The sequence below is a fragment of the Rhizobium sp. SL86 genome (assembly GCF_026672545.1).
In the GTDB taxonomy this organism is placed as follows: domain Bacteria; phylum Pseudomonadota; class Alphaproteobacteria; order Rhizobiales; family Rhizobiaceae; genus Neorhizobium.
This window is the reverse complement of record NZ_JAPPRJ010000001.1, coordinates 1,376,993-1,401,282: the sequence shown is the minus strand read 5'-3', so window position 1 is coordinate 1,401,282 and position 24,290 is coordinate 1,376,993. Positions and strand designations below refer to the sequence as shown.

Genomic DNA, 24,290 nt, shown 5'->3' with positions numbered 1-24,290 from the left:
TTATTCGGGCACGCTTGGCAGCACGCTGTCTTTCTTTTTCAGCTGCTGTTCGCGGAAGAAGATGAAGAGACCCGAGCCGACGATGAGAGCGGCGCCCACCAGCATGGTCGGGCGCGGCACCTCGTCAAAGAACAGCCAGCCGAAGAACACCGCCCACAGAAGAAGCGTATATTGCAGGGGCGCGACGCTCGCGGCATCGGAGATCTTCAGCGCCCGGTTGACCAGCATGTGTGCGCCCATGGCGACGACGCCAAGCAGCCCGAGAAGCATCAGCTGCGGCGTCGACTGGATGGGCAACCAGTCGAAGGGCGCGATGAAGAGCCCGGCAACCGCCGCGCCTGTCAGCTGAAACAGCACGAGCGCCTTGTCCGGCGTCTGGCGAAGGCTGCGACCGGAGAGCAGCATGAAGGCAAAGGCGCCGGTGCCGAGAATCGAAATCAAAGCCGGCAGGGTGAACATGGCCTTCGACGGTTCGAGCGTGATGATGACACCGACGAAACCGATGCCGATCGCCGTCCAGCGCCGCCAGCCGACCTTTTCGCCGAGCAGCAGCGGCGAGGCTGCCGCGACATAGATGGGGGCAGCCAGCCAATAGGTCATCACATCGGCGAGCGGCATGTACATGACGGCATAATAAAAACAGAAGATTTCCGCCGTGGAGAACACGACGCGGGCAAACTGCAGGCGCGGCCGCTCCACCTGCAGGAGCGGCTTGATGCCGCCCGCCCAGAGAAACGGCGTCAGGATGAGCAGGGCCGCCACGCTGCGGATGAGAATGACCTGGCCGAGCCCGTAACTGGCCACCAGCCATTTGCCGATCGCATCGTTCATGGCAAACATCAGCATGCCGAGCAGCATCAGCGCGGGCCCGGGGGCAAGCCCGAGAACAGTGAGTTTCCGTCGCACCAGGTGCTCTCCTATGTCAGTGCTGTCGCGCGCCTTCGAGAACGGCCCTCATCGCCGATCCGCAAACCATCCCGGGCTTGAAGCCGAAGCGCCAAGGGAACCTATAAAATCTTTGGCCGTTGATCAGCAAGATGCGCATAAAGCGGAGTGCAATCATGCTCAAGGCGGCCCTGGTTTTCTTTATTATTTCTCTCGTTGCCGGTTTTCTCGGTTTTTCCGGCGTCTCCGCGGCAACCGCAGGCATTGCGCGGATCCTGTTTTTCCTGGCAATCGCGCTGTTCCTGATCTTCCTCATCCTCGCCTTCATGGCCGGAAGCGTTCTGCTCTGACAGCAGTCTGATACGGGAAGAAAAGAAAAAAAGCCCCGCCGAAGGACGGGGCAATCTGGGGGAAAAGCTCACGTACGGCTGCGCGTGAGCCTCTGTATTCAGCCAGATCGCAAAGTGGCCGGCGAGGGCAGTTTGCCTGAAAACGGTACGATCCGCATAAAAAAGGACAGCCAGTCTGCCCAATTCGCGAGCGTCAACGCTCCTTGACGGATTGCATTGCGACGGAGGTTGAGGTGCTTGCCACATGCGGCAGGCTCGAGATCTTTTCTCCCAGCACTTCACGGTAGCGGCGGATGTTCTGCGTCCGGACCTTCAGAAGATAATCGAAACGCCCGGCAATCATGTGGCATTCTTCGATTTCCCTGACCTTGCGGACAGCCTGGTTGAATTCGCTCAGAGCCTTTTCGCGCGTGTCCGACAGTTTGACCTCGGTGAAGGCGACATGATCGAGCCCGAGCTTTTGCGGGTTGATGACGGCGCGGAAGCCTTGAATATAACCCTCGTCGATCAGCCGTTTCAGCCGCGCATTGCACGGAGTTTTTGAAAGGCCGATCTTGGAAGCAAGTTCGGTGACGGAGATGCGTCCATTGTCGGCGATCTCGTCGAGGATCTTGAGGTCGAACAAGTCCAGATGTCCTGTTTTTGCAGCCTCCATGGCCAAATCCCCCAAGAAACAAGAAATATGTGGTCTTTTAGCGCATGGTGACCCACAAATAAAGTCTGATGAAAGACCCGGGATGCGGTAGAATTCGAGCAGCATACACACTCTCTCTTCGAGGCTTGTCTCATGACCCCGCAAGGCGCGCCGTCTCCCATTGAAACACAGAGCCCCATCTTGCCTTTCCGGGACTTCGCCGCAGCGGCGGGCGAGCCTTCCGCGCTGAGGCAGGCGATCACCGCGGCCTATCGGCGGCCCGAGCCGGAGTGTCTTTCTCCCCTCTTGGAAGCGGCGACGGTCACGGGCGCTGAGAAGGAGGCGATCCGCGAGACCGCCCGGCAGCTGGTTCTTGCCCTGCGCGCCAAACCGAAGGGGGCGGGCGTCGAGGGGCTGGTGCACGAATATTCGCTCTCCAGCCAGGAAGGCGTGGCGCTGATGTGTCTTGCCGAAGCGCTGCTGCGCATTCCGGATACCGCCACCCGCGATGCGCTCATTCGCGACAAGATCTCGACCGGAGACTGGAAATCGCATCTGGGCGGCGGGCGTTCCCTCTTCGTCAACGCAGCCACCTGGGGCCTTGTTGTCACCGGCAGACTGACGGCGACGGTCAACGACCGCAGCCTTGCCTCTGCGCTCACCCGCCTGATTGCCCGTTGCGGCGAACCCGTCGTGCGTCGCGGCGTGGACATGGCGATGCGCATGATGGGGGAGCAGTTCGTCACCGGTGAGACCATCGACGAGGCGCTCTCCCGTGCCCGCGAGATGGAAGAAAAGGGTTTTCGTTATTCCTACGACATGCTGGGCGAGGCGGCGACGACGGCAGCCGATGCCGAACGCTATTTTCGCGACTACGAGAATGCCATCCATGCAATCGGCCAAGCCGCCGCCGGACGGGGTGTTTATGCGGGGCCGGGCATTTCGATCAAGCTTTCGGCGCTGCATCCGCGTTATGCACGCGCGCAGCGCAAGCGTGTGATGGACGAGCTTCTGCCGCGCGTGACCGCGCTGGCGAAGCTTGCAAAGACCTATGACATCGGCCTCAACATCGATGCGGAAGAGGCTGACCGCCTCGAACTTTCCCTCGATCTCCTGGAGGCGCTCTGCCTCAATCCGGATCTAGCCGGCTGGAATGGCATGGGCTTCGTGGTGCAGGCCTATGGCAAGCGCTGCCCCTTCGCGCTCGATTACATCATCGATCTCGCGGAACGCTCCGGCCATCGCATCATGGTACGGCTGGTGAAGGGTGCCTATTGGGATGCCGAAATCAAGCGCGCCCAGCTCGATGGCCTGGAGGATTTTCCGGTCTTCACCCGCAAGGTCCACACCGACGTTTCCTACATCGCCTGTGCCCGAAAACTTCTGGCGCGGCGCGACGTCATTTTCCCGCAGTTCGCCACGCACAATGCTCAGACACTGGCAGCGATCTACCGCCTTGCGGGCCCGGCGTTCGAACTCGGCGCCTACGAATTCCAGTGCCTGCATGGCATGGGCGAGCCGCTGTACGAGGAGGTGGTGGGCGAAGCAAAGCTCGGGCGGCCGTGCCGCATTTATGCACCGGTCGGTACGCATGAGACGCTGCTCGCCTATCTCGTTCGCCGGCTTCTTGAAAACGGCGCCAACTCCTCCTTCGTCAACCGCATCGGCGATGCAACGGTGCCGGTCGACGATCTGACAGCCGATCCGGTCGATGTGGTGCGCGCCATGGCGCAGCCTGGATCGAAGCACGAGAGAATTGCGCGCCCGGGCGATCTGTTCGGACCGGCGCGTCGCAACTCCAGGGGGCTTGACCTGAGCAACGAGGCGGTGCTGGCGGATCTTTCCGTTCGCCTGCTTGAAAGTGCCGGGAAGGACTGGCGCGCCGAACCCCTGCTGGCCTTTGCCGCGCCGATGGCCGGTGGGCAGATGGTGACCAACCCCGCGGATCATCGCGACGTGGTGGGGCGGGTGGTCGATGCCACGGCAGAAGTTGCCGTACAGGCCGTGCATGTGGCGGCGCAGACCATGTCCGACTGGGCCGGCGTTTCGGCACCCGAGCGGGCCGCCTGCCTGGATCGGGCGGCAGACGGGATGGAGGCCCGCATCGGCATATTGATGGGCCTCATCATGCGCGAGGCCGGAAAATCCGCACAGAATGCGATTGCCGAAGTGCGCGAGGCGGTCGATTTCCTGCGGTATTATGCGGAGCAGGCGAGGCGCAGCCTTGGGCCTGCGCACAGGCCGCTTGGGCCGATCGTCTGCATCAGTCCGTGGAATTTCCCCCTCGCCATCTTCACCGGACAGGTGGCGGCGGCGCTCGTCGCGGGCAATCCGGTGCTGGCGAAACCCGCGGAAGAGACGCCGCTGATTGCAGCCGAGGCCGTGCGTATCCTGCACGAGGCCGGCGTGCCGCAGACGGCGCTGCAGCTTCTGCCAGGCGATGGTCGCATCGGTGCTGCCCTGGTGGGGGCGGGCGAGACCGCCGGGGTGATGTTCACCGGCTCGACGGAGGTGGCACGCCTGATCCAGAAGCAGCTTGCCGGCCGCCTGTCCGCTTCGGGCAAACCGCTTCCGCTGATTGCCGAAACCGGCGGCCAGAACGCGATGATCGTCGATTCCTCGGCGCTTGCAGAACAGGTTGTCGCCGATGTGATTGCCTCTGCCTTCGACAGTGCCGGCCAGCGGTGTTCGGCGCTGCGGGTCCTCTGCCTGCAGGAGGAGGTGGCCGATCGGGTTCTGACCATGCTGAAGGGTGCGCTGGCGGAACTCTCCGTCGGCCGAACCGACCGGCTGAGCACCGATATCGGGCCGGTGATCACCAGGGAGGCGCAAGGCACGATCGAGGCGCATATCGCGCGGATGCGGGATCTCGCACGACCGATCCACCAGGCGCCCCTGCCGGCGGATTGCGTGTTCGGCACCTTCGTCGCCCCCACCATCATCGAGCTGACATCGCTGAAGGATCTCGAGCGCGAAGTATTCGGGCCGGTGCTGCATGTCATCCGCTATCGGCGGAAGGACCTCGACCGGTTGATCGAGGACATCAATGCCACCGGTTATGGCCTGACCTTCGGCCTGCACACGCGGCTGGATGAAACGATCGCCCATGTTCTAAGCCGGATAAGGGTCGGCAATCGGTATGTGAACCGCAATGTCATCGGTGCCGTCGTCGGTGTGCAGCCGTTCGGCGGGCGCGGTCTCTCCGGAACCGGCCCGAAGGCCGGCGGCCCCTTGTATCTTGGTCGTCTGGTGGAGACACCGCCGGAGCCGCCGCAGCTGAGTTCCGTTCACCTCGATCCAGTCCTGGCCCGCTTTGCCCGTGTCCTTGACGACCGCCAGCAGGTTGAGATGGCGGAGTTTGCCCGCGTGATCGGCAGCCACTCCGCGCTTGGCCTGGAGCTGGAACTGCCGGGGCCGGTGGGCGAGAGAAATCTCTATGCCCTGCATCCGCGGGGCAAGATCCTGCTTGTGCCGCAGACCGAAAAAGGCCTGCTGACGCAGCTGGCCTGCGTGTTCGCCACCGGCAATACGGCCTTTGTTGACGCACCGCCCGCCCTTCGCCCGCTTCTCGACACTCTGCCGGCCGATCTTCTCGCCCGTATCCGGCTGATCCGCGACTGGGAAAACGACGCTCCGTTTGCCGGCGCGCTGATCGAAGGCGAGGGCGATGCGGTCACCCATGCCCTGCAGCGGCTTGCCGATCTGCCGGGGCCGCTTGTGCTTCCCCAGTCGGCGCCGTCCGATGCCATGGGGCGGGCGGATGCCTATGGCCTGCACTGGCTGCTGGAAGAGGTCTCGACCTCCATCAACACAGCGGCGGCCGGCGGAAATGCCAGCCTGATGACCATCGGCTGACCTCTTGCCAGCCGGCTTCGGCCCCCTATGATGCGCCGCCGGCAGTGGGCCGGCGGAATCGGACGGGAACAGGATGACGCAGGGCTTGGGCGGTAAAGTGGTGCGGTTCGCGATGAGAATGGCGCCGGTTCTGGCGTTTGCCGTGCCCGGCGTTGCGAACGCACGCGACTGGCAGCCGGTCGAGCAGATCAAGACCTATGCCATCACCGGCAACACCGGCGCGGAACTTTACGAGGCGATCGGCGCCCGCGCACCACAGGCCGGCGGCGGGCTGGCCATTGCCCATACCAGTTTCAAGCTCACCTGGACGCGCACCTATACGCCGCAGGGCAGTGCCTGTGCCATCACCGTGGCCAAACCGAAGGTCATCATCACCTACACCCTGCCGAAGCCGGCGAACAAGTTGAGCCCGGATGTCGCGGCAAGCTGGGGGCGCTTCATCGCTGGTGTCGAGAAACACGAGCGTGTGCACGGCCTGTTCATCCAGGAACTCGTGCAGCAGATCCAGGACTTCAGCCTTGGCCTTAAGGTGGAGAACGATCCTTCCTGCCAGAAGATCCGGCAGGTGTTGACGGCACGCCTCGGCGAACTGTCCAAGGCGGAGCGGGCGAAGAATGTCGAGTTCGACCGGGTGGAACTCAGCCCCGGCGGCAATGTCCACCAGCTCATCCTGGCTCTGGTGAACGGTCCCTGATCGAAGACCATCCTTTGGCTCGTCGTCCGGACCGGAAAGCCTAACGGAACCGCCGGCTGAGATAGGCAGAGCCCTTCAGGCCGAATCGCCAGGGCAGCTCGATCGCCTTGGTGATGCCGATGCGCGGGCCGCAGACGGTTTCCGGTACGCTGTGCCGCAGGGTCAGGGCAAACGGCGGCGCGGTCAGGCCAGCGCCGTCATGGGAGAGGGTGATGCCGAGTGCCTGTGCCACCCGGCCGGGACCTGCACACAGCAGCAGCGGGTTTTCCATGCGGCGGCGGGCCTGCATCGCCTCGATCCCCGTCACCGGCTCCAATGCGCGAATGAGAACCGCGCTTCCCGGGCGGCAAACGAAGTTCAGGCACCAGTGGATGCCATAGGAGCGGTAGACATAGGCATGCGCAGGGGGGCCGAACATCGCGCGGTTGCGCGGGCTTTCGCCACGAAAGCTGTGCGAGGCAGGGTCATCCGGCCGATAGGCCTCCGTCTCGACGATGAGGCCGCCGACGCCCTCCACCGTCAGGGTTGCGCCGATCAGCCCTTCTGCCACGGCAACGGCATCGCGATCGAAGAAACGCGACAGATCGGGGGACTGGTCGAACGCTGTGCTCATGGCCTTCTATCTCGACCGCGTCCGCACCCTTGGCAAGGGGTCGTCCACCATCAATGACAAGGTCAAGGCAGAGAGGACCTTGCCAGCCGGACGCCAAGTCTCTACCTCTCCCGCCATGGCAGCACGCGACCGATATTCCCGAAAACTCGAATGCCCCCAATGTGGACACTCCGGCTTTGCCGAGGTCTCCGAGGACGACGACCCGCGCCGCAAGGACCCGGGTTTCCAGATCGACGAGATGCCGAGGGGTTTTGCCACCGAATTCGCCGCCCGCGATCCGAAAAAATACATGCTGCGCTGCCAATGCGGCCACAAGTTCCGCTTCGAGAGCAAAAGCGTGTATGCGCCGGGCGGGGAGCCGAGGCGGTAAGGGCACGGTTGACGGGGGATCCCGCGTTTCCGGCATAGGCTGCTCAAGCTGCCTTGTGAGGCGCTATCTTGAGATCAAACCCCATGGCCTTGATGACCTTGATGACAGTGCCGAACTCCGGATTTCCGTCCCCGCTGAGGGCGCGATAAAGGTTCTCTCTGGATAATCCCGCATCCTTGGCGATCTGGCTCATGCCGCGGGCTCTGGCGACCTCGCCAATCGCTGCCGCGATGGTCGCCGGATCGCCCTCCTCGAAGACCGCTTCCAGAAACAGAGCCATCTTTTCGTCCGTATCGAGATGTTGTGTGACATCCCATCTGGTCGTTCTGATCGCCATGCTCGTTATCCTTTCACGTCTTTTGCCATCTGCTTCGCCGCTGCAATGTCGGCCACTTGCGTGTCCTTGTCGCCGCCACACAACAGTATGATCACCACTTTGCCCTGCTTGATAAAGTAGACCCGATAGCCCGGGCCGTCATCAATCCGGAGCTCGCTGATGCCTCCGCCAACCGGCTTGACGTCTCCAGGATTTCCCAGCGACAGGCGAAATATCCGGGCATTGATACGCGCCTTGGCACGTTCATCCCTCAGACGGGAAAACCACGCGGCATAGGTTTCGGTTTCCCGTATCTCGAACATGAAGAAAATGTAGCGCATAAGCTACAAATGAGCAAGTTAGTCCGGATCAAACCGCAATTCGCGCTGATGGGCGGCGGCAGGGTGAAATCCCAAATCGTCCAAAACCGAGATCATCAAGATTGCCCTAGCTGACGCGAAAGATATCGACATCAGCTCAATCTTTGATTTTTCTGCGTGTTATCAAAGGGAAGTTTGGTGGAGCTAAGCGGGATCGAACCGCTGACCTCTTGCATGCCATGCAAGCGCTCTCCCAGCTGAGCTATAGCCCCATCAGGGTACCGGGCATTTTCCGGTTCCGGGAACCCCGTCTGAAGCAGTGCTTCCGTCGGGGTGGCGGCTTAATACGTCCGGTCGTTTCGGAGTGCAAGCCTAAAAATGACAGGCCCGGCGATTTTTTCGTCCGGGCCCGAATTTGCGAGGAAAATCAAACCTCGTCTTCGTCGCCGCCGACGCCGATGATGCCGGTGACGTCGTCATCGTCATCGTCTTCGTCCGCTTCCAGGAAGGTGTCGTCGTCGTCGCCGTCGATTTCGACGTCGTCATCGCCGATATCCGGAATGTCGTCGCCGGCGGCCGCATCGTCACCCTCTTCGAGCGAGACGAGTTCGACATCCGGGTTTTCGGTGTCGACTTCCGCGACTTCCTCTTCCTCGGCCTGTTCCATCTTCATCTGTGCCGTGTTCTCCTCGAAGAAGGAGAGAGGCCAGGACTTGCCCGTGTAGGGCGACACAACCGGGTCACGGTTGAGGTCGTAGAATTTCTTGCCCGTATCCGGGTCGGTGCGCTTGGTACCAAGTTCCGCTTTTGCCACTGTCGATGCCCCGTGCAAATGGCCGATTCTCTCGGCGTTGCCGCGTGCGCGGCGCTCACAAAATTATTAGCCGGTCCCCTTAATCCTTGTGGATTGGCATGTCAAAGGCAAACTTGGGCGGGAAAGCCTTGCATTTCCAGAGTTTCCCGTCGATGACCGCGAAGGCGGTCCTGAAGCAGGGAGCCGCAAGCGCGGATCAGGTGGCGGTTAGAGTGTCGATGTCACAACAGGCAAAGCCGGGAAACGGAGCCGCAATGCGGGGCGGTGCATCGCGCGCGCCGGGCAACGGGACGGCGGATGATCTCCTGGCCGCTGCGGCTCTGTTCTTGATGACCGTTGCGGCCGGGAAAAGCCGGCTCTGCGGCGTCGCGCTGTCGCAGGAAATGACGGTCGCGATCGCCGCTGCAAGAGCGTTTGGTGCAACGATCGAAACCGCACCGGATGGATTTATTGTCTCCGGTCTCGGCACAGGCGTCCTTCTGGAACCGGCCCTGCCCATCAATGTGACGGGTGCGCCGTTGACGGCGGCGCTCTTGATCGGTCTTGTCTCATCCCATGATGTCCCCGTGACCCTCGTGGGGGAGGGGTTGGAGGTTTTGGCTACACCGTTCCTGCCGATCGGCCTGCAGATGAAGGACGAGGGCGACGGGCGCGTCTTGCTGTGCGGATCGAAAACGCCGCCGCCGGCACGATGGCGCGTCGGGGCAGGAGATTCCGTCGAGACGCTTGCCATTCTTCTCTCCGCGTTGAACACGCCCGGTCTGACCGTGATCGACCTGGAGGACGCTTCCTCCTTTCTCAGTCTCTTTCAAAGCTTCGGTGCCGGCTTCGAAATGAAAGGCGGCGAGCAGGGCAAATTCACGCTCGCCATGATCGGGCGGCGGCCTCTGGCGGCGGCCTCGTTCGATATCTCCGCATTGGCTGCCGACTGAGCGACGGCAAGCTTGCCTGGTCGCCCTCCCGGTAGCCAGGCTGTCGCTTTTCCGCTAAAGCGCCCACGAACCTTCAAGCGGGAGTGCTTCATGGGCTTTATCATCGCCATCGACGGACCGGCAGCTGCGGGCAAGGGCACCCTGTCGCGAAAGATCGCCGAGACCTACGGTTTCCAGCATCTCGATACGGGCCTGACCTACCGCGCGACCGCCAAGGCATTGCTTGACGCCGGTCTTCCGCTCGATGACGAAGCCGTGGCGGAAAAGACGGCGCTGGAGGTCAATCTCGCGGGGCTTGAACGTGCGGTTCTGGCAAAGCATGACATCGGCGAGGCCGCCTCGAAGATAGCCGTCATGCCGGCCGTCCGCCGGGCATTGGTCGAGGCGCAGCGCGCCTTCTCGCGCCGCGAACCCGGCGTGGTGATGGACGGCCGCGATATCGGCACCGTGGTCTGCCCCGACGCACCGGTCAAACTCTATGTCACGGCCTCGTCGGAGGTGCGGGCGAGACGGCGTTATGACGAGATCATCGGCGCTGGCGGTTCGGCTGATTTTGCGGCCATTTTCGAGGACGTGAAAAAGCGTGACGAGCGCGACATGGGCCGGGCCGACAGCCCCCTCAAACCGGCGGCCGATGCGCACTTGCTAGATACGTCGGAAATGAGTATAGAGGCCGCATTTCAAGCGGCGAAGACCATCATCGACGCGGCCTTGAACAGGAATTGACGATCCGCCGGCACGCCCGGCAGATCATCGTCAGACGAATAACTTGAAGACCTGGTCCCCGCGCCGGATTGCCCTCGAAGTGTGTAGGGCGGGCTTGATCTTTGGGTATGAGCAACACCAACCCCCCGGCGCGTTACGTGCCCTGACTGGGCACGATCAGGAGATTTCATGTCAGTAGCAAACCCCACGCGGGAAGATTTCGCGGCCCTCCTCGAAGAATCTTTTGCCTCTCACGATCTTGCCGAAGGCTATGTTGCCAAGGGCACGGTCACGGCGATCGAAAAGGACGTTGCCGTCATCGACGTAGGCCTCAAGGTTGAAGGTCGCGTTCCGCTGAAGGAATTCGGCGCCAAGGGCAAGGACGGCTCGCTGAAGGTCGGCGACGAAGTTGAAGTTTACGTCGAGCGCATCGAAAACGCGCTTGGCGAAGCTGTTCTGTCGCGCGAAAAGGCTCGCCGCGAAGAAAGCTGGATCAAGCTGGAAGCCAAGTTCGAAGCTGGCGAGCGCGTTGAAGGCGTCATCTTCAACCAGGTCAAGGGCGGCTTCACGGTTGACCTCGACGGCGCCGTTGCCTTCCTGCCGCGTTCGCAGGTCGACATCCGTCCGATCCGCGACGTGACCCCGCTGATGCACAACCCGCAGCCCTTCGAAATCCTCAAGATGGACAAGCGTCGCGGCAACATCGTTGTTTCGCGCCGTACGGTTCTCGAAGAGTCGCGTGCCGAGCAGCGTTCTGAAATCGTTCAGAACCTCGAAGAAGGCCAGGTTGTTGACGGCGTCGTCAAGAACATCACCGATTACGGTGCGTTCGTTGACCTCGGCGGCATCGACGGCCTGCTGCACGTCACCGACATGGCATGGCGCCGCGTGAACCATCCGTCGGAAATCCTGAACATCGGCCAGCAGGTCAAGGTTCAGATCATCCGCATCAACCAGGAAACCCACCGCATCTCGCTCGGCATGAAGCAGCTCGAGTCGGATCCGTGGGATGGCATCTCTGCCAAGTACCCGGTTGGCAAGAAGATCTCCGGTACCGTCACCAACATCACCGACTACGGTGCATTCGTTGAGCTGGAGCCGGGCATCGAAGGCCTCATCCACATCTCCGAAATGTCCTGGACGAAGAAGAACGTTCACCCCGGCAAGATCCTGTCCACGAGCCAGGAAGTTGACGTGGTCGTTCTCGAAGTCGATCCGTCCAAGCGCCGCATCTCGCTCGGCCTCAAGCAGACGCTTGAAAACCCGTGGCAGGCATTCGCTTACAGCCACCCGGCTGGCACGGAAGTCGAAGGCGAAGTCAAGAACAAGACTGAATTCGGTCTGTTCATCGGCCTCGAAGGCGATGTCGACGGCATGGTTCACCTGTCGGATCTCGACTGGAACCGTCCGGGCGAACAGGTCATCGAAGAATTCAACAAGGGCGACGTCGTTCGCGCTGTTGTTCTCGATGTGGACGTCGAGAAGGAGCGTATCTCGCTCGGCATCAAGCAGCTCGGCCGTGACACGGTCGGTGAAGCTGCAACCTCCGGCGACCTGCGCAAGAACGCTGTCGTGTCGTGCGAAGTCATCGCCGTCAACGACGGTGGCATCGAAGTCCGTCTCGTCAGCCACGAAGACATCACCTCGTTCATCCGCCGCGGCGATCTGTCCCGCGACCGCGACGAGCAGCGTCCGGAGCGTTTCTCGGTCGGTCAGACCGTCGACGCCCGCGTCGTCAACTTCTCCAAGAAGGACCGCAAGGTCATGCTGTCGATCAAGGCTCTCGAGATCGCAGAAGAGAAGGAAGCCGTGGCTCAGTTCGGTTCGTCCGACTCGGGTGCATCGCTCGGCGACATCCTGGGTGCCGCACTCAAGAACCGCAGCAACGACTAATCCTCGTCGCTTCGGCTGAAACAAAAGAAACCCGCCTGGCATCGCCCGGCGGGTTTTCTGTTTTGACTGTCTTGCTGAAAATCCTACCAGGCCGCTAAGCGCTGATAGAAATCCTGGGCTTCGCCGTGGCGATCGGCGGCCAGATGCGCCGTCGGCGCCGTTTTGCCGGTCTCCGTGTCCGCGCTCATTTCCGTTTCCGCTTCCGCTGCGTCGGATGCAGAGAACTCGTCATCGCTCTGCTTTTCGCTGCCCGCCTCGTCTTCTCCCCCCTGGCCGCGGCCATGCCGACGACGTCCGGAACGGTCATCCTCATCGACGGCCTCCACCGGGCGCACCAGATCGCCACTGCCCTGTGTGGCAAGGGCGCTGACCGGATAGGGTACGAAAGCCGGAACGAAGGCCGTGGTCGAGGCCGTGCGGGTTGGCGCAAAAGAAAGACCGTCCTGCCGGTGGGAAGCCGGATCGACCGGAATATCATCTGTCTGTGCTGCCACCTGCGACGACGGTTCGTTCATCATCGCGGCATCTGCGGCCTCTGCCTGTGCCGAGGCCGGCGTGGAGGCGGTTTGCATCTCATCAACGACCGCTCCAGCATTTGCTCCTTCGTTTTGCGCGGCCTGAACGGCGGCTTCGGCTGGTGAAACGGCATTCGCCGTCAGCGCTGCCGGCTGTGCTGTCCCGGCAGAGGCTATCGCTGGAAGCGGGCTGACGGATGCCGAGGAAACCTGCCCCTGAGCTTTCGGTCCGAAGGAGAACTCGTCGCCGAAACTGTCGCCGGCAAAGACCGCCGCATAACGGTCGGATGTCCCAGCTGAGGTTTCCACGACCGCAATGACCGGCCTGCCTGTTGGCGACACAAGAGCGGCATTCGCCGCCATGCGGGTCGCCCCGGCGCTCGCCAGTTCGACCGACACTTGTTGCAAGCGCAGTGCGGCGGCAGAGGTGAAGGATTGCGCTCGCTGCGAGCCCTGACGTGCAAGAGCCGGTCCGTCATAGGTCACCTCGTCGCGAACCGGCGGTGCCAGATCGGTGGCCGGTGTCTTCGCTGCGTCTGCCCGCCCGGAGGATGTCAATCCAGTCTCCGGCAGGTCAACGAACTCCAGGCTTTCCGGCCCCTTGTCGGTGAGCGCCTGAGCGATGCGTGCGCCGGTCGGGCCGCTCACGTCCTCCGCCTTGTCCTGTGCCGCCGGGAGCGCGCCGAGTGCCGCAGCCGCGTCCGGATGATAGGTCGTCTGGCCATTCTCCAGGACAACGGCAAGTGCGCCCGGCTGTCCGCCCTTCTGCGCGAATGTCTGCTGAGCTACGTCCGCATCGGGCGAGACCGTGGCGACGGTCGATTCGGACAAATCGGTCGGGACCAGGCCGCCTGCCTCCGATGCAGTCGCCAGAGCTGAGGCCTGGGGGAGCGCCTGGGCCTGAGCCTGGGCCGTGGGCTGGCCGGGCACCTTCTGCGCGGCGGCGGCGAGCAGTGCTGCGCCGTTCGTGGTAAAGACCGGCCGAGCCTGCGGCCCGATGGCTGCTCCGGATCCATCGTTCTGGCGATAGGAGGTGACGACGAGCTTGGTCACGGGATCACGCTCGGTCGCGGCCTCCGTCTCCAGCTGCAGGGACAGCCTCGTTGCCTCCGGTCCGAACGGGTTTTTCAGAATGTCGACGAGAAGCCGCAGTGTCACGCCCTTGATGAGCTGCATGAGGACGCGCTGCAGCGCCACCCGCTCGGCAGGCGGCAGGGCGGCGATCGTCTCGGCCAGGCGATCGGCATAATCGGTAAGCGTTTCCCCCTCATGGCGTGCCAGTTTCAGCACGCCACCAACAGCCTCGGCCACGGAGGAGAGACCCTGCGCCAGCTGCAGCTGGCCGGACAGGGAAAGAACGTCACGCCGATCGCTGGCAAAGGCTGCCGGAGAGGTCAGCGGACCGACAACGCTATCACCACGCGGATTACCGATCTGCACGCGACTGGAGGCCGGCAGATATTGCGACTGGTTGAACTGACTGAGCGCAGTGTCCGAAAGGGCAGCGACAGGCGGCAACATGGCTATGCTCCACACGGTGTCGGTTGAAAGGACAGGCCGGCTACGGGCAGAAAGCTTGTTGCGACCGTGTTATGGGCCGCTGCCGCGGCGCCTCATGGCGTCTTGAATGCCGTTTATTCAGCAACTATTGGCAACAACCGTAAATTTTTCTTTAACTTATTCTATAATCAGAAATGTACTATTTAGTACTCTATTAATTTTAATGGCGGGCCTTTGGAGGGGAGGGGCCGCCCTTGGGATTTTGGCATTCCGATCGGCGTCTCCATCCCGCAACGGCCTGGAACCTCTCACCCCGCACATGCCGCAATGCTGCCGAATCGCCTGCCCCACATGCCGCAGGACAGGCTCATCCGGTCGTCCGGCTTCGGCAGGTTTTCGCCAATCGAAACTGCCGATCCCGTCTCGGGGAGCCAGCATCAGCTATGGGCGAAGATGTCGGTCTCTTCCCAACCGAGAAGGTCGAGCTTTGCCCGGGTCGGCAGAAAGGCGAAGCAGGCCTGTGCCATTTCCAGACGGTTGTCGCGGACCAGTCGCTGCGTCAGCTTTTCCTTCAGGGCGTGCAGGTGCAGAACGTCCGAGGCGGCATATTCCAGCTGTGCGGGCGAGAGCTTTTCCGCTGCCCAGTCGGATTGTTGCTGCGCCTTCGACACGTCTATATCCAGCAGTTCCTTCAGATTGTCCTTCAAGCCGTGGCGGTCGGTATAGGTGCGGCAGAGGCGCGAGGCGATCTTGGTACAGAAGATCGAGGCCGTGGTGACACCGAAGGTATGATAGAGAACGGCAATGTCGAAACGGCCGTAATGGAAGATCTTTTCGCGGGTCTCGTCCGCCATCATCGCCACGAGGTTCGGCGCCGTCGTTTGGCCGGCGGAGATGCGAATCACGTCGGCGCTGCCATCTCCCGGCGAAAGCTGCACCACACAGAGCCGATCGCGGCGCGGCACAAGGCCGAGCGTTTCGGTATCGATGGCAATGGCGCCGGTGTAGCGGGCGGCGTCTTCCGCGGAGATATCCCCTTCGTGATAACGGATGGTGCTCATGTCTTCCCTTTCCTGTGCTGGAAACCGCTATAGCTTATGGTGCGCGGGCTGAATATGCCCAACTTGACGGCGCCCTTTTTCTCTCAGAACGCCGAGCCTTGCGCTGGGCGCATTGCTGCAATGCAGCAGTGGCGTTGTCTCGGCAATTCGTATTCGCTATATACAAATCATCGAAGCGACGCACTCCTCCTCCCAGCGTCGCGAGATAGAGATCGGCAACCTCCTCCTCCTCCCAATTGCCGATCGAGTTTAAAAGCCTGCCGCACCTCCTCCCGCGGCAGGCTTTTTCATTTCTGCGTTGCGTAATGCTATAACGTACCAAAAGTTGTTTTAGAAACTCCTGTTCACGTAAATGTCATGGCCCATGGTTATAGCGGGGCATCCGCCAACCATCCTCCCGAGGCCACCATGCGCACCATTATCGCCGCCCTCATTGCAACCACGGCACTCGTGTCCGGCGCCCATGCCGCGACCGTTTACCCGCTGGATCGTGCAACGATCCTGATGGGCTCGCCGTTCGACTTCAAGGTCGAGTTCAAGGCGGTCGTCAAGCCGGAAGACGTCAAGATCACCGTCAACGGCCAGGATTACAAAACTGTCCTCGGCGCTGAAGCACAGTTCGTTGCCGAAGAAAAAGGCAAGGAAGACAAGGTCTTGGGTTCTTCCATCCTGCTGCGTGGCGTCAAGCTCGCAAGCGCTGGCGATTACAAGGTTGAAGTTTCTGCCGGTGACGAGAAGAAGACCGTCACCTGGAATGTCTACGGCACGCAGGCCACCCCGAAGGCCAAGAACATCATCTTCTTCCTTGGGGACGGTCTCTCGGTTGCTCACCGCACCGGCGCCCGCATCATGTCCAAGGGCATGACCGAGGGCAAGGCGAACGGCCTGCTGAACATGGATGTGCTGGACCGGATGGCCTTTGTCGGCACCTCTTCCACCAATGCCATTGCAACCGACAGTGCTAACACCATGTCGGCCTACATGACCGGTCACAAGACGGCCGTGAACGCTCTCGGTGTTTATGCCGACCGCACACCGAGCACGCTCGATGACCCCAAGGTCGAGACCATTGCGGAAGCGCTGCGCCGGACGACGAAGAAGTCGGTTGGCGTGGTCTCCAACTCCGAAATCGAAGATGCAACGCCGGCTGCCGTTGTCGCCCACACCCGCGCGCGCGCCGACAAGGCCGACATCGTCGGCATGTTCTACGACGTTAAGCCGGAAGTCATGCTGGGTGGCGGTTCCGCCTATTTCCTGCCCAAGTCCGTTGCCGGTTCCAAGCGCAAGGACGACAAGGACTTCATCGCTCTCTTCAAGGAAGCCGGTTACACGCTGGCAACCACCAAGGACGAACTGGCCAAGGCTGACGGCGACAAGGTTCTCGGCCTTTTCCACACCGGTAACATGGACACTGTCCTTGATCGCCAGCAGCTGAAGAAGGGCACCGTCGAAAAGTTCCCGAACCAGCCGGGTCTCGTTGACATGACCAAGGCTGCCCTCGACAAGCTCTCGAAGAATCCGGAAGGGTTCTTCCTGATGGTGGAAGGCGCCTCGATCGACAAGATGTCCCACCCGATGGACTGGGATCGCGCCCTTTATGACACCATCGAATTCGACCAGGCCATCGGCCTTGGCCTCGAGTTCCTGAAAAAGAATCCGGATACGCTGATCGTCGTCACCGGCGACCACACCCACGGCGTTTCGATCATCGGCACGATCGATGACAACAAGCCGGGTACCGAGATGCGCGAAAAGGTCGGCACCTATGCCGATGCCGGCTTCCCGAACTACGAGGACAAGGACGGCGACGGTTATCCGGACAAGGTCGACGTATCGCGTCGCCTGGCCGTCTTCTCCTCGAACTACCCGGACTACTACGAAACCTGGCGTCCGAAGATGGACGGCCCGTTCGAGCCGTCCGTCCAGAACGAGAAGAAGCAGTACGTTGCCAACGAAGCCTACAAGAACGTTCCGGGCGCTGTCTTCCGCGAAGGCAACCTGCCGCGTTCCGCTGACACGGCAGTCCATGCCGTTGATGACGTCGTCCTGCAGGCGACGGGTCCGGGTTCCGAAGGCTTCAAGGGCTACATGGAAGAAAGCGACATCTACAAGGTGCTTGTGGATACCTTCGCGCTCGGCGCCAAATAAGCCGATCCAATGCCTGTGCCGGGTCTGGTGACCCGGCCTCCGGCCTGCCGATAGTCCACCCGCCGTTCGGACGGGTGGACCTGCTTTAGGAAGGATATGCCGTTCATGATGACGGTCGCAAAACGTCCCTTGTCGCGCCGCCTGTTTCTTTCCGGGATGGCGGCGGCTGCGCCGTCCCTGCTGACCTTCAAGGTGGCCGCGGCCGCGGCGAGCACGCTCAGCTTCGACGACCTTTATGGCAAGATCACACCGCTTGGCCTTGAGTTTTCCGACAAGACCAAGGCGCTGAACGGCAAGTCAGTGACCATGCGCGGTTTCATGGCCCCACCGCTGAAGGCCGAGGCGGCCTTTTTCGTGCTGACCGAGATTCCCATGTCATTGTGCCCCTTCTGCTCGTCCGATGCCGATTGGCCGGACAATATTGTTGTCGTTTATCTCTCTACCCGTCAGACCTTCACCCAGCCGAACCAGACGATCGAAGTGACCGGCCGGCTGGAGACTGGCTCGTGGACCGATCCGGAAACCGGCTTCGTGAGCCTCCTGCGTCTGCGCGACGCGCGTTATTCTGCGGTGTGACATGCTGACACTGTGTGTGGAAGATCTGGTCGTACGCGTCTCCGATCTGGAGCAGCCCGTGCTGTCGATTGAACGGCTCACGGTGCCTGCGGGCCAGCATCTCGCCGTCACCGGCGGCTCCGGTTCTGGCAAGAGCACACTTCTCCATGTCCTCAGCGGGCTTGAGCGCGCACGCCGCGGCCGCATTCTGTGGAATGCCTCGGATATCGCGCCGCTTCCCGAAGGCGAAAGGGACCGCTGGCGCGCCCGCAATGTCGGACTTGTCATGCAGGATTTTCATTTGTTCCCCGGCCTGACCGCGCTCGCCAACGTGCTGCTGCCGGCCCGACTGGCGGGCGCTGCCGATGCCGCGGTCGTGGCGCGTGGGCAGGAATTGCTGGCGCGGGTCGGGCTTGCCCGTCCCGGTCAGCGCATTGAAACCATGTCGCGCGGGGAAATGCAGCGCGTGGCCATCGCCCGGGCGCTTCTGCGCCGGCCGGGCGTGATCGTTGCCGACGAGCCGACGGCGAGCCTGGATGTGGAAAGCGGTGCGGCAGTCGGCGATCTCCTGCTGGAGGTAGCGGCCGAGACCGGCTGCACGCTGATCGTTGCCTCGCATGATGCGCGGCTCATCGAACGCCTCGACCGGCGCCTGACGCTGACGGCGGGACGCATCGTTGCAGACAATGCGCAAGCAGAGGTGGCGGCATGATTTCCTTCGTTCTTGCGGATCTGCGTCGTCTCTGGCTCGGCGCCTTCGTTCTTGTGCTGCTGGTTGCGTTGGCAACGGCGCTTGGCGTGGCGGTAACCCTGCAGGAGCGGGCACTGCGGCTCGGCAGCGCACGCGCGGCGGATCGGTTCGATTTGGTGGTGGGCGCTGCCGGCAGCGAGACCCAACTGGTGCTGTCCTCCGTCTTTCTGCAACCTTCGCCACTGCCTTTGATGCCGGGCACTGTTCTGGCTCGCCTGGCCGCCGATCCGCGGGTTGCCTGGGCAGCGCCGGTCGGCTTCGGTGACAGCTTCAAGGGTTATCCGATCATCGGTACAACGACGGCGCTGGTGAAGGGCACCACGGCGGGTTTTGCCGAAGGCGACATGTTTGCGCATGAGGGGGAGGCGATTGTCGGCGCAGCCGTCAATCTGTCGCTCGGCGCCGAGATCAAGCCCATGCACGGCACTGCGGAAACCGGCGGCGAGACCCATACGGAGATCGCCTATCGTGTGGTCGGCCGCATCAAGCCGACCGGAACGCCCTGGGACCGTGCAATCCTGGTGCCCGTCCAGGCCGTCTGGCACATTCATGGCCTCGGCCACGACGATCACGAAGAAGATCACCATGAGGACCATGATAGCGATCATGACGGCGATCATGAGGGTGATCATCACGCCGCAGAAGCCCATGGCCACGATCATCATGCTCATGGGGCTGGCTCTGTCGAGGCGGTTCAACACGTTACCGAAGTCCGGGCGCAGGGTGATGCCACGGCTCTGCCAACCGCTCCAGCGGACCACGATCATCATGCCGAGGTGGCGCATGCCGAGGACGGCGACGAGCATCACGCCCATGGCCATATCGATCCCGGTGCGCCCCTGAACGAAGCCTTTACCGAGGAGGCGCCGGGCCTACCCGCCATTCTCGTCAAGCCGAAGTCGATTGCCGATGCTTATCGTCTGCGCCAGGAATACCGCTCGGCCGGCACCTTGGCCGTGTTTCCGGGAGAGGTGCTGACGCGGCTCTACGGCACGCTTGGCGACGCAAAAATGGTACTGGCTTCGGTTGCCGCCGGGTCGCAGGCGCTCGTGGCAGCCGCCCTGTTGCTGGTCAGCGTCATCCACGTCACGCAAAGGCGCCGGCAGATCGGCGCGCTGCGCGCCTTTGGTGCGCCGCGTCTGGCGGTCTTCGGCATTGTCTGGAGCGAATTGTTCGTTCTGGTGCTGATCGGCATCGCGCTGGGTTTCGCCGGCGGCCTTCTTGCCGCGCGGCTGATTGGCGATGTCTTTACTCGCCAGACAGGCGTGATCCTGCCGGTGGAGTTTACCATCGACGATGCCGGCATGGCACTTATCTTGCTGGCAATCGGAACGGTCTTTGCCGCCATTCCGGCCGTCATGGCCTATCGTCAGTCGCCGGCAGAGGCTCTGCGCGGCTGATCGAAGGGTGGGGGCGGTCGCTCAAGGCGCGATGCCCCCTTTGCCGTCACAGCGCGGCGATGGCCTCCAGAACGCTGTCTTCGATCTCAATCCCCTCCCGTGCCGCCTCGGCGCGGAGTGACCGGCCGCGCCGTCCGGGGATGCGCACGCCGTCCTCGCGCGCCATCTCGTCGGCAAGTGCTGCAAGCCGCTCGCCAAAGCCGGCGCCGGCCGTGGCCTGCGGGTCGATGGCGATGATGAACTGGCCAAGTGCCGGCGGCGCTCCCTTGTCATCGAAGAGCGAGGTCGCCTCGTAGGAAAACAGCGCGCCAGTGATGCCGGCGGAAAGCGCTTCGACCATGAAGGCAAGCGCAGCGCCCTTGGCGCCACCGGTAGGCGCCATCGTCCCCTTGATCGCTTCGTCCGGATCGGTGGTCGGGTTGCCGTTTACATCAAGCGCCCAGTCATCGGGGATCGCGACACGCCTTTGCTGCGCTTCCATCACCTTGCCGCGGGCGACCTTCGACAAAGCGAGGTCGATGACGATGGGTTCCTGCCCGGCAACCGGAACGGCAAAGGCGATCGGGTTCGTTCCGTAGAGCGGTTTCTTGCCGCCCCAGGGCGCCATCGAGGCGGGCGCATTGGCAAACATCATCGCGACCAGCCCCTGATCAGCGAACCGCTCCACCGTCAGCGCCATCACGCCAGCGTGGTGAGAACGATGCAGGCTGGCGCAGGCGATGCCTTGCGCGCGGGCCATGGGAGCGAGCTCTTCAACGGCAATATCGAGCGCCGGGTAGGCGAAGCCGAACTGCACATCCACCGCGAGAACACCGGGGCGTGGTGTTTGCGTGCTGGCAATGGCCTTGCCGTCCACCTTGCCGGTCCGTACCTGCTTCACGTAGGCGGGAACACGGCGCAGCCCATGGCCGCTCTGGCCGGCCGCTTCGGCGGCAACCAGCGCCTTTGCGACGGAAAGGGACGAATGCGGCAGAACGCCGTTCGTTTCGAAAACGGAAGCGACCTGCCGTTCGAGGTCAGCGAGGGAATGACGCATGTGCAAGATCCTGGAACGCGCGGAAGATGGCGCAACGCGCCATCTTGGGGGGAGGCGGCAGGATTAGCAGTTTCGGTAGCCGAGAGGAACCGTGACCTTGCCCGGAATTCCCGGAGGCGGTGGCGGGACCGGCGATGCACGCCGCACAAGATCGACCATGTACTGGTCGAAATCGCCATAACCGGACGAGCGGGCCAGCGAGACGCCGCTCAGATTGCCACCCCCATCGATCCGGAAGGTCACATAGGCGGTGCTGCCGCGGCCTGCTGCCGGGCACTTGCCGCGCTGCCGGCCGAGATGGGCGGCAAGCTTGGACTGCCAGCGTGCCGGAGAGAGGGACGAACCTGCCGGGCTGTTGGAATTGGCTGCAGCCGCGGTTCTCTCGGCCTGGCGAACTTCGGCCTTGGCCTGTTCCGCGGCCTTGGCAGCCGGCGCCGGCGGTTTCGGCTTCGGGCGCTCGGCAACCTTCTTCTTGACCGGCTTCGGCTCTTCCTTCTCGACCTCCTTCGGTTCCTCGATCTCCTCGGGACGGATCACGGGAAGCGGCACTTCGACATTGTCGAGAAGCGCCAGTTGTTCCACTGGCTCTTCGACGGGTTCCGGCACCTCTTCAGGAATCGTCTGGGTCGTCTCCTGCACCGGCTCCTCCGGTTCAGCTTCCTCGATCACCGGCTCCTCGGGCGGGATCTCCGCGACTTCCTTGGGCGGATCAGGCACGGGTTCGACCACCGGTTCGGGTGTCGGCACGGGGTCAGGCGGCGGTTCCTCCACCGGTTCGACCGTTTCGCTCTTCACCTCCTGCGAATCCTGCATTTCGTCGCTGACCACCGTCTCTTCGGTGACAGCGGCCTCCGGTTCGGGCGCAAGTTCGATCATGATGGCGGCAGGCGGCGAGGCATCGGCGTCGTCGACGGGGTCCTGGCGCAGCATCACGGCGGCGGCCGCCAGATGCGCGGTCAGAACCACAAGGCAGGCGCTGGTCCAGAGAGCTGCTTCTCCCAGCCGCGCCCGGCGGCTCTTCTGCATCGGCATCATGGCGTCGCTCCGGCGGCTCCCGGAGCTGCGGCGCCGGCACCCGGAAGCGTTTCCAGGCCCACAAGGCCGATCTTCAGGTAGCCGGCATCGCGCAGCAGGTTCATCACCTGCATGAACTCGCCATAACCGACGGATTTGTCGGCCCGCAGGAAGATGCGCGCATCCTTGTTGCCTTCCGTCTTCTGGTCCAGCCGGGCCGAAAGCTCTTCACGCGGCAGCGTGTCATTGCCGAGACTGAGGCTCAGATCCTGCTTGATCGTCAGGTAGACCGGTTCGTCCGGCCGGGGCGAGGGTTTGGCGGTGGAGGCCGGCAGATCGACATTCACATCCACCGTGGCAAGCGGTGCCGCAACCATGAAGATGATCAGCAGCACCAGCATGACGTCGATGAAGGGCGTGACGTTGATCTCGTGGTTTTCCGGCAGGTCGTCGCCGTGGTTTTCGCGAATGCCTCCGGCCATCTTACTCTCCTGCGACGAGCGAGACGGGCGCCTTGCGCTGGCCGGGCGGCACCTTGCGGAAATCGAGGTCACGGCTGACCAGACGCTCCACACCGGCGGCTGCATCGGCCAGAAGCTGGCGGTAGCCGGTGATCGAGCGGGAGAACATGTTGTAGATCACCACGGCCGGAATGGCGGCGACGAGGCCGATCGCGGTCGCAAGCAGGGCCTCGGCGATGCCGGGAGCAACGACGGCAAGGTTCGTCGTCTGCGACTTCGAAATGCCGATGAATGAGTTCATGATGCCCCAGACCGTGCCGAACAGTCCGACGAAGGGACCGACGGAACCGATGGTGGCGAGCGCCCCGGTGCCGCGCATCATGCGACGTCCGGCATAAGCTTCGATGCGGCCGAGGATCGAGGAGACACGTTCCTTGACACCTGCATTTTCGGCGTGATCCAGCGCACCTTCGGACAGTTCAAGTTCGCGCGCGGCTTCGCGCAGCATCGAGGCCGCCGGGCCGCCGCGCCGTGCGGTCGCGGTAACGGCTTCCGTCAGGTTCTTCGAGCGCCGGATGACCTTGATCACGCTCTTGGCCCGGCGCCGGGCACCGGCAAGTTCCAGCGTCTTGGCGAGCCAGACCGTCCAGGTGATGAGCGAGGCGAGCGCAAGCCCGATCATGACGCTCTTCACGACCCAGTCTGCGGCCAAGAACATGCCGACCGGCGAAAGATCGTGGGGAATGTCGCTGCGCGGCTGCGGTGTCAGGAACTGCGTCAGAAGATCAGCCGGTTCGCCCGCGGCCGGCTGGGCTTCGTCCGGAACTGCCGTTTCCTGTGCTAAAGGCTGAACTGCGGCACCGCCGTCCCCGGTCGTCAACGGCTGGGCAGGTGTCGCGGGTTCGCCGGACGCGGTCGGCGCCGGCGGAGTTACGGCCGGTTGGGTTTCCACTTGTGCCGGTGCCGGTGCTTGGCCTTGGAGCTGACTCTGGGGTTGCGCCTGCGGTGCTGCGGCCGGCTCAGGGGCGTTTGGTGCCGGCGGCAGTACCCGCGGCTGCGTGGTCGTTACCGCACTCGGAGCCGGGGCTGTGGTGGTGTCCTGGGCAGATGCCGGCGGAGCCGACAGAACGGCGGCAGCAAAGGCGAACGCAATCCCTGCGGTGGTCGATCGGAGCATCGGCCTGTGTGTTGCGAGGGCGGACGGGGCTTTGATCGGCATGGGCGAACTCCAGAATATGACTCTGTGCAGGCGCTTGGCCGCAAGGCCCTTCTCCGGCAAGCGCAATATCCATCGCCCGGACAACTTGGTCCGGCCGCTGGCCTCGAATGGATACGGGATAATAAACTTGACTGCTGTTGGCAACTATATTGTGCCGCAAATCAGAAAGAAGTGCGTGAGGGTTGCGCGTATCGGCCAGCAGCCCGAAGGGGGAACCGCAAACAAAAACGCCGGACCCAGGGGCCCGGC

At 62.8% G+C, this 24,290-nt stretch carries 23 protein-coding genes and 1 tRNA gene; 11 read left to right on the top strand and 13 right to left on the bottom strand.

Going from position 1 to position 24,290, the window contains the following annotated elements:
- Nucleotides 1-858, bottom strand: coding sequence for a DMT family transporter (locus tag OU993_RS07085; RefSeq protein ID WP_268157555.1), 858 nt, complete (start codon nucleotides 856-858; stop codon nucleotides 1-3).
- A 203-nt stretch (nucleotides 859-1,061) separates the two neighbouring features.
- On the opposite strand from OU993_RS07085, the gene OU993_RS07080 reads away from it, so the two are divergent.
- Entirely contained in the window at nucleotides 1,062-1,235 is a 174-nt protein-coding gene (locus tag OU993_RS07080) for a DUF1328 domain-containing protein (RefSeq protein ID WP_268155715.1), read from the top strand.
- A gap of 193 nt (nucleotides 1,236-1,428) precedes the next feature.
- On the opposite strand, the gene OU993_RS07075 is transcribed toward OU993_RS07080, so the two are convergent.
- Nucleotides 1,429-1,890, bottom strand: coding sequence for an Lrp/AsnC family transcriptional regulator (locus tag OU993_RS07075; RefSeq protein ID WP_268157553.1), 462 nt, complete (start codon nucleotides 1,888-1,890; stop codon nucleotides 1,429-1,431).
- A gap of 132 nt (nucleotides 1,891-2,022) precedes the next feature.
- Here OU993_RS07075 and putA point away from each other — a divergent pair, with 132 nt between their 5' ends.
- Nucleotides 2,023-5,724, top strand: coding sequence for a trifunctional transcriptional regulator/proline dehydrogenase/L-glutamate gamma-semialdehyde dehydrogenase (gene putA, locus OU993_RS07070; protein WP_268155713.1), 3,702 nt, complete (start codon nucleotides 2,023-2,025; stop codon nucleotides 5,722-5,724).
- Nucleotides 5,725-5,842: 118 nt separating this feature from the next.
- A complete protein-coding gene (locus OU993_RS07065; RefSeq protein WP_442792937.1) occupies nucleotides 5,843-6,418 on the top strand; it encodes a DUF922 domain-containing Zn-dependent protease in 576 nt (191 codons plus the stop codon).
- 40 nt (nucleotides 6,419-6,458) lie between these two features.
- Here the strand turns inward: OU993_RS07065 and OU993_RS07060 are convergent, their stop codons facing one another.
- Nucleotides 6,459-7,031: a DNA-3-methyladenine glycosylase gene (locus OU993_RS07060; protein ID WP_268155709.1), complete on the bottom strand. Its 573-nt coding sequence runs from the start codon at nucleotides 7,029-7,031 to the stop codon at nucleotides 6,459-6,461.
- 115 nt (nucleotides 7,032-7,146) lie between these two features.
- Between OU993_RS07060 and OU993_RS07055 the strand changes: the two genes are divergently transcribed.
- Nucleotides 7,147-7,401: a hypothetical protein gene (locus OU993_RS07055; protein WP_268157552.1), complete on the top strand. Its 255-nt coding sequence runs from the start codon at nucleotides 7,147-7,149 to the stop codon at nucleotides 7,399-7,401.
- 43 nt (nucleotides 7,402-7,444) lie between these two features.
- Here the strand turns inward: OU993_RS07055 and OU993_RS07050 are convergent, their stop codons facing one another.
- From OU993_RS07050 to OU993_RS07035, 4 genes are all read right to left on the bottom strand, one after another.
- Nucleotides 7,445-7,738 carry an addiction module antidote protein gene (locus OU993_RS07050; RefSeq protein ID WP_268155707.1) on the bottom strand — a complete coding sequence of 98 codons (294 nt, stop codon included), beginning with the start codon at nucleotides 7,736-7,738 and terminating at the stop codon, nucleotides 7,445-7,447.
- Between the two features lie 5 nt (nucleotides 7,739-7,743).
- A complete protein-coding gene (locus OU993_RS07045; protein WP_268157549.1) occupies nucleotides 7,744-8,040 on the bottom strand; it encodes a type II toxin-antitoxin system RelE/ParE family toxin in 297 nt (98 codons plus the stop codon).
- A gap of 193 nt (nucleotides 8,041-8,233) precedes the next feature.
- Nucleotides 8,234-8,309: transfer RNA gene (locus OU993_RS07040), tRNA-Ala, on the bottom strand.
- A gap of 155 nt (nucleotides 8,310-8,464) precedes the next feature.
- Nucleotides 8,465-8,851 (bottom strand): TIGR02300 family protein, encoded by a 387-nt coding sequence (locus OU993_RS07035; RefSeq protein ID WP_268155705.1) that lies wholly within the window; start codon nucleotides 8,849-8,851, stop codon nucleotides 8,465-8,467.
- 98 nt (nucleotides 8,852-8,949) lie between these two features.
- On the opposite strand from OU993_RS07035, the gene OU993_RS07030 reads away from it, so the two are divergent.
- The 3 genes from OU993_RS07030 (at nucleotide 8,950) to rpsA (ending at nucleotide 12,381) form a co-directional block, all read left to right on the top strand.
- Entirely contained in the window at nucleotides 8,950-9,783 is an 834-nt protein-coding gene (locus OU993_RS07030; RefSeq protein WP_268155703.1) for a hypothetical protein, read from the top strand.
- A gap of 90 nt (nucleotides 9,784-9,873) precedes the next feature.
- Nucleotides 9,874-10,509 (top strand): (d)CMP kinase, encoded by a 636-nt coding sequence (gene cmk, locus OU993_RS07025; protein ID WP_268155701.1) that lies wholly within the window; start codon nucleotides 9,874-9,876, stop codon nucleotides 10,507-10,509.
- A gap of 168 nt (nucleotides 10,510-10,677) precedes the next feature.
- The gene (rpsA, locus tag OU993_RS07020; protein ID WP_268155699.1) at nucleotides 10,678-12,381 is read left to right on the top strand and encodes a 30S ribosomal protein S1; all 1,704 of its coding nucleotides are present in this window, start codon (nucleotides 10,678-10,680) and stop codon (nucleotides 12,379-12,381) included.
- Between the two features lie 83 nt (nucleotides 12,382-12,464).
- Here the strand turns inward: rpsA and OU993_RS07015 are convergent, their stop codons facing one another.
- Together OU993_RS07015 and OU993_RS07010 are read right to left on the bottom strand one after the other, a co-directional pair.
- A complete protein-coding gene (locus OU993_RS07015; RefSeq protein WP_268155697.1) occupies nucleotides 12,465-14,417 on the bottom strand; it encodes a hypothetical protein in 1,953 nt (650 codons plus the stop codon).
- Between the two features lie 416 nt (nucleotides 14,418-14,833).
- Nucleotides 14,834-15,457, bottom strand: coding sequence for a ribonuclease D (locus OU993_RS07010; RefSeq protein ID WP_268155695.1), 624 nt, complete (start codon nucleotides 15,455-15,457; stop codon nucleotides 14,834-14,836).
- A gap of 408 nt (nucleotides 15,458-15,865) precedes the next feature.
- Here OU993_RS07010 and OU993_RS07005 point away from each other — a divergent pair, with 408 nt between their 5' ends.
- From OU993_RS07005 to OU993_RS06990, 4 genes are all read left to right on the top strand, one after another.
- A complete protein-coding gene (locus OU993_RS07005; RefSeq protein ID WP_268155693.1) occupies nucleotides 15,866-17,605 on the top strand; it encodes an alkaline phosphatase in 1,740 nt (579 codons plus the stop codon).
- A gap of 105 nt (nucleotides 17,606-17,710) precedes the next feature.
- Nucleotides 17,711-18,181, top strand: a complete 471-nt coding sequence (locus tag OU993_RS07000; RefSeq protein WP_442792881.1) for a hypothetical protein — start codon at nucleotides 17,711-17,713, stop codon at nucleotides 18,179-18,181.
- Between the two features lies 1 nt (nucleotide 18,182).
- Nucleotides 18,183-18,872: an ABC transporter ATP-binding protein gene (locus tag OU993_RS06995; RefSeq protein WP_268155691.1), complete on the top strand. Its 690-nt coding sequence runs from the start codon at nucleotides 18,183-18,185 to the stop codon at nucleotides 18,870-18,872.
- On the top strand, nucleotides 18,869-20,311 hold the full coding sequence (locus tag OU993_RS06990) for an ABC transporter permease (protein WP_268155689.1): 1,443 nt from the start codon (nucleotides 18,869-18,871) through the stop codon (nucleotides 20,309-20,311). The genes OU993_RS06995 and OU993_RS06990 overlap by 4 nt, the downstream gene beginning before the upstream one ends.
- A 46-nt stretch (nucleotides 20,312-20,357) precedes the next feature.
- Here OU993_RS06990 and OU993_RS06985 read toward each other — a convergent pair whose 3' ends face one another.
- The 4 genes from OU993_RS06985 to exbB form a co-directional block, all read right to left on the bottom strand.
- On the bottom strand, nucleotides 20,358-21,347 hold the full coding sequence (locus OU993_RS06985; protein WP_268155687.1) for an Ldh family oxidoreductase: 990 nt from the start codon (nucleotides 21,345-21,347) through the stop codon (nucleotides 20,358-20,360).
- A 63-nt stretch (nucleotides 21,348-21,410) separates the two neighbouring features.
- Complete coding sequence (locus OU993_RS06980) at nucleotides 21,411-22,382, bottom strand: energy transducer TonB family protein (protein WP_268155683.1); 972 nt, start codon at nucleotides 22,380-22,382, stop codon at nucleotides 21,411-21,413.
- Complete coding sequence (gene exbD / locus OU993_RS06975; RefSeq protein WP_268155680.1) at nucleotides 22,379-22,843, bottom strand: TonB system transport protein ExbD; 465 nt, start codon at nucleotides 22,841-22,843, stop codon at nucleotides 22,379-22,381. The genes OU993_RS06980 and exbD overlap by 4 nt, the downstream gene beginning before the upstream one ends.
- A gap of 1 nt (nucleotide 22,844) precedes the next feature.
- Entirely contained in the window at nucleotides 22,845-24,041 is a 1,197-nt protein-coding gene (gene exbB / locus OU993_RS06970; protein ID WP_268155678.1) for a tonB-system energizer ExbB, read from the bottom strand.
- Nucleotides 24,042-24,290: the final 249 nt, after the last annotated feature.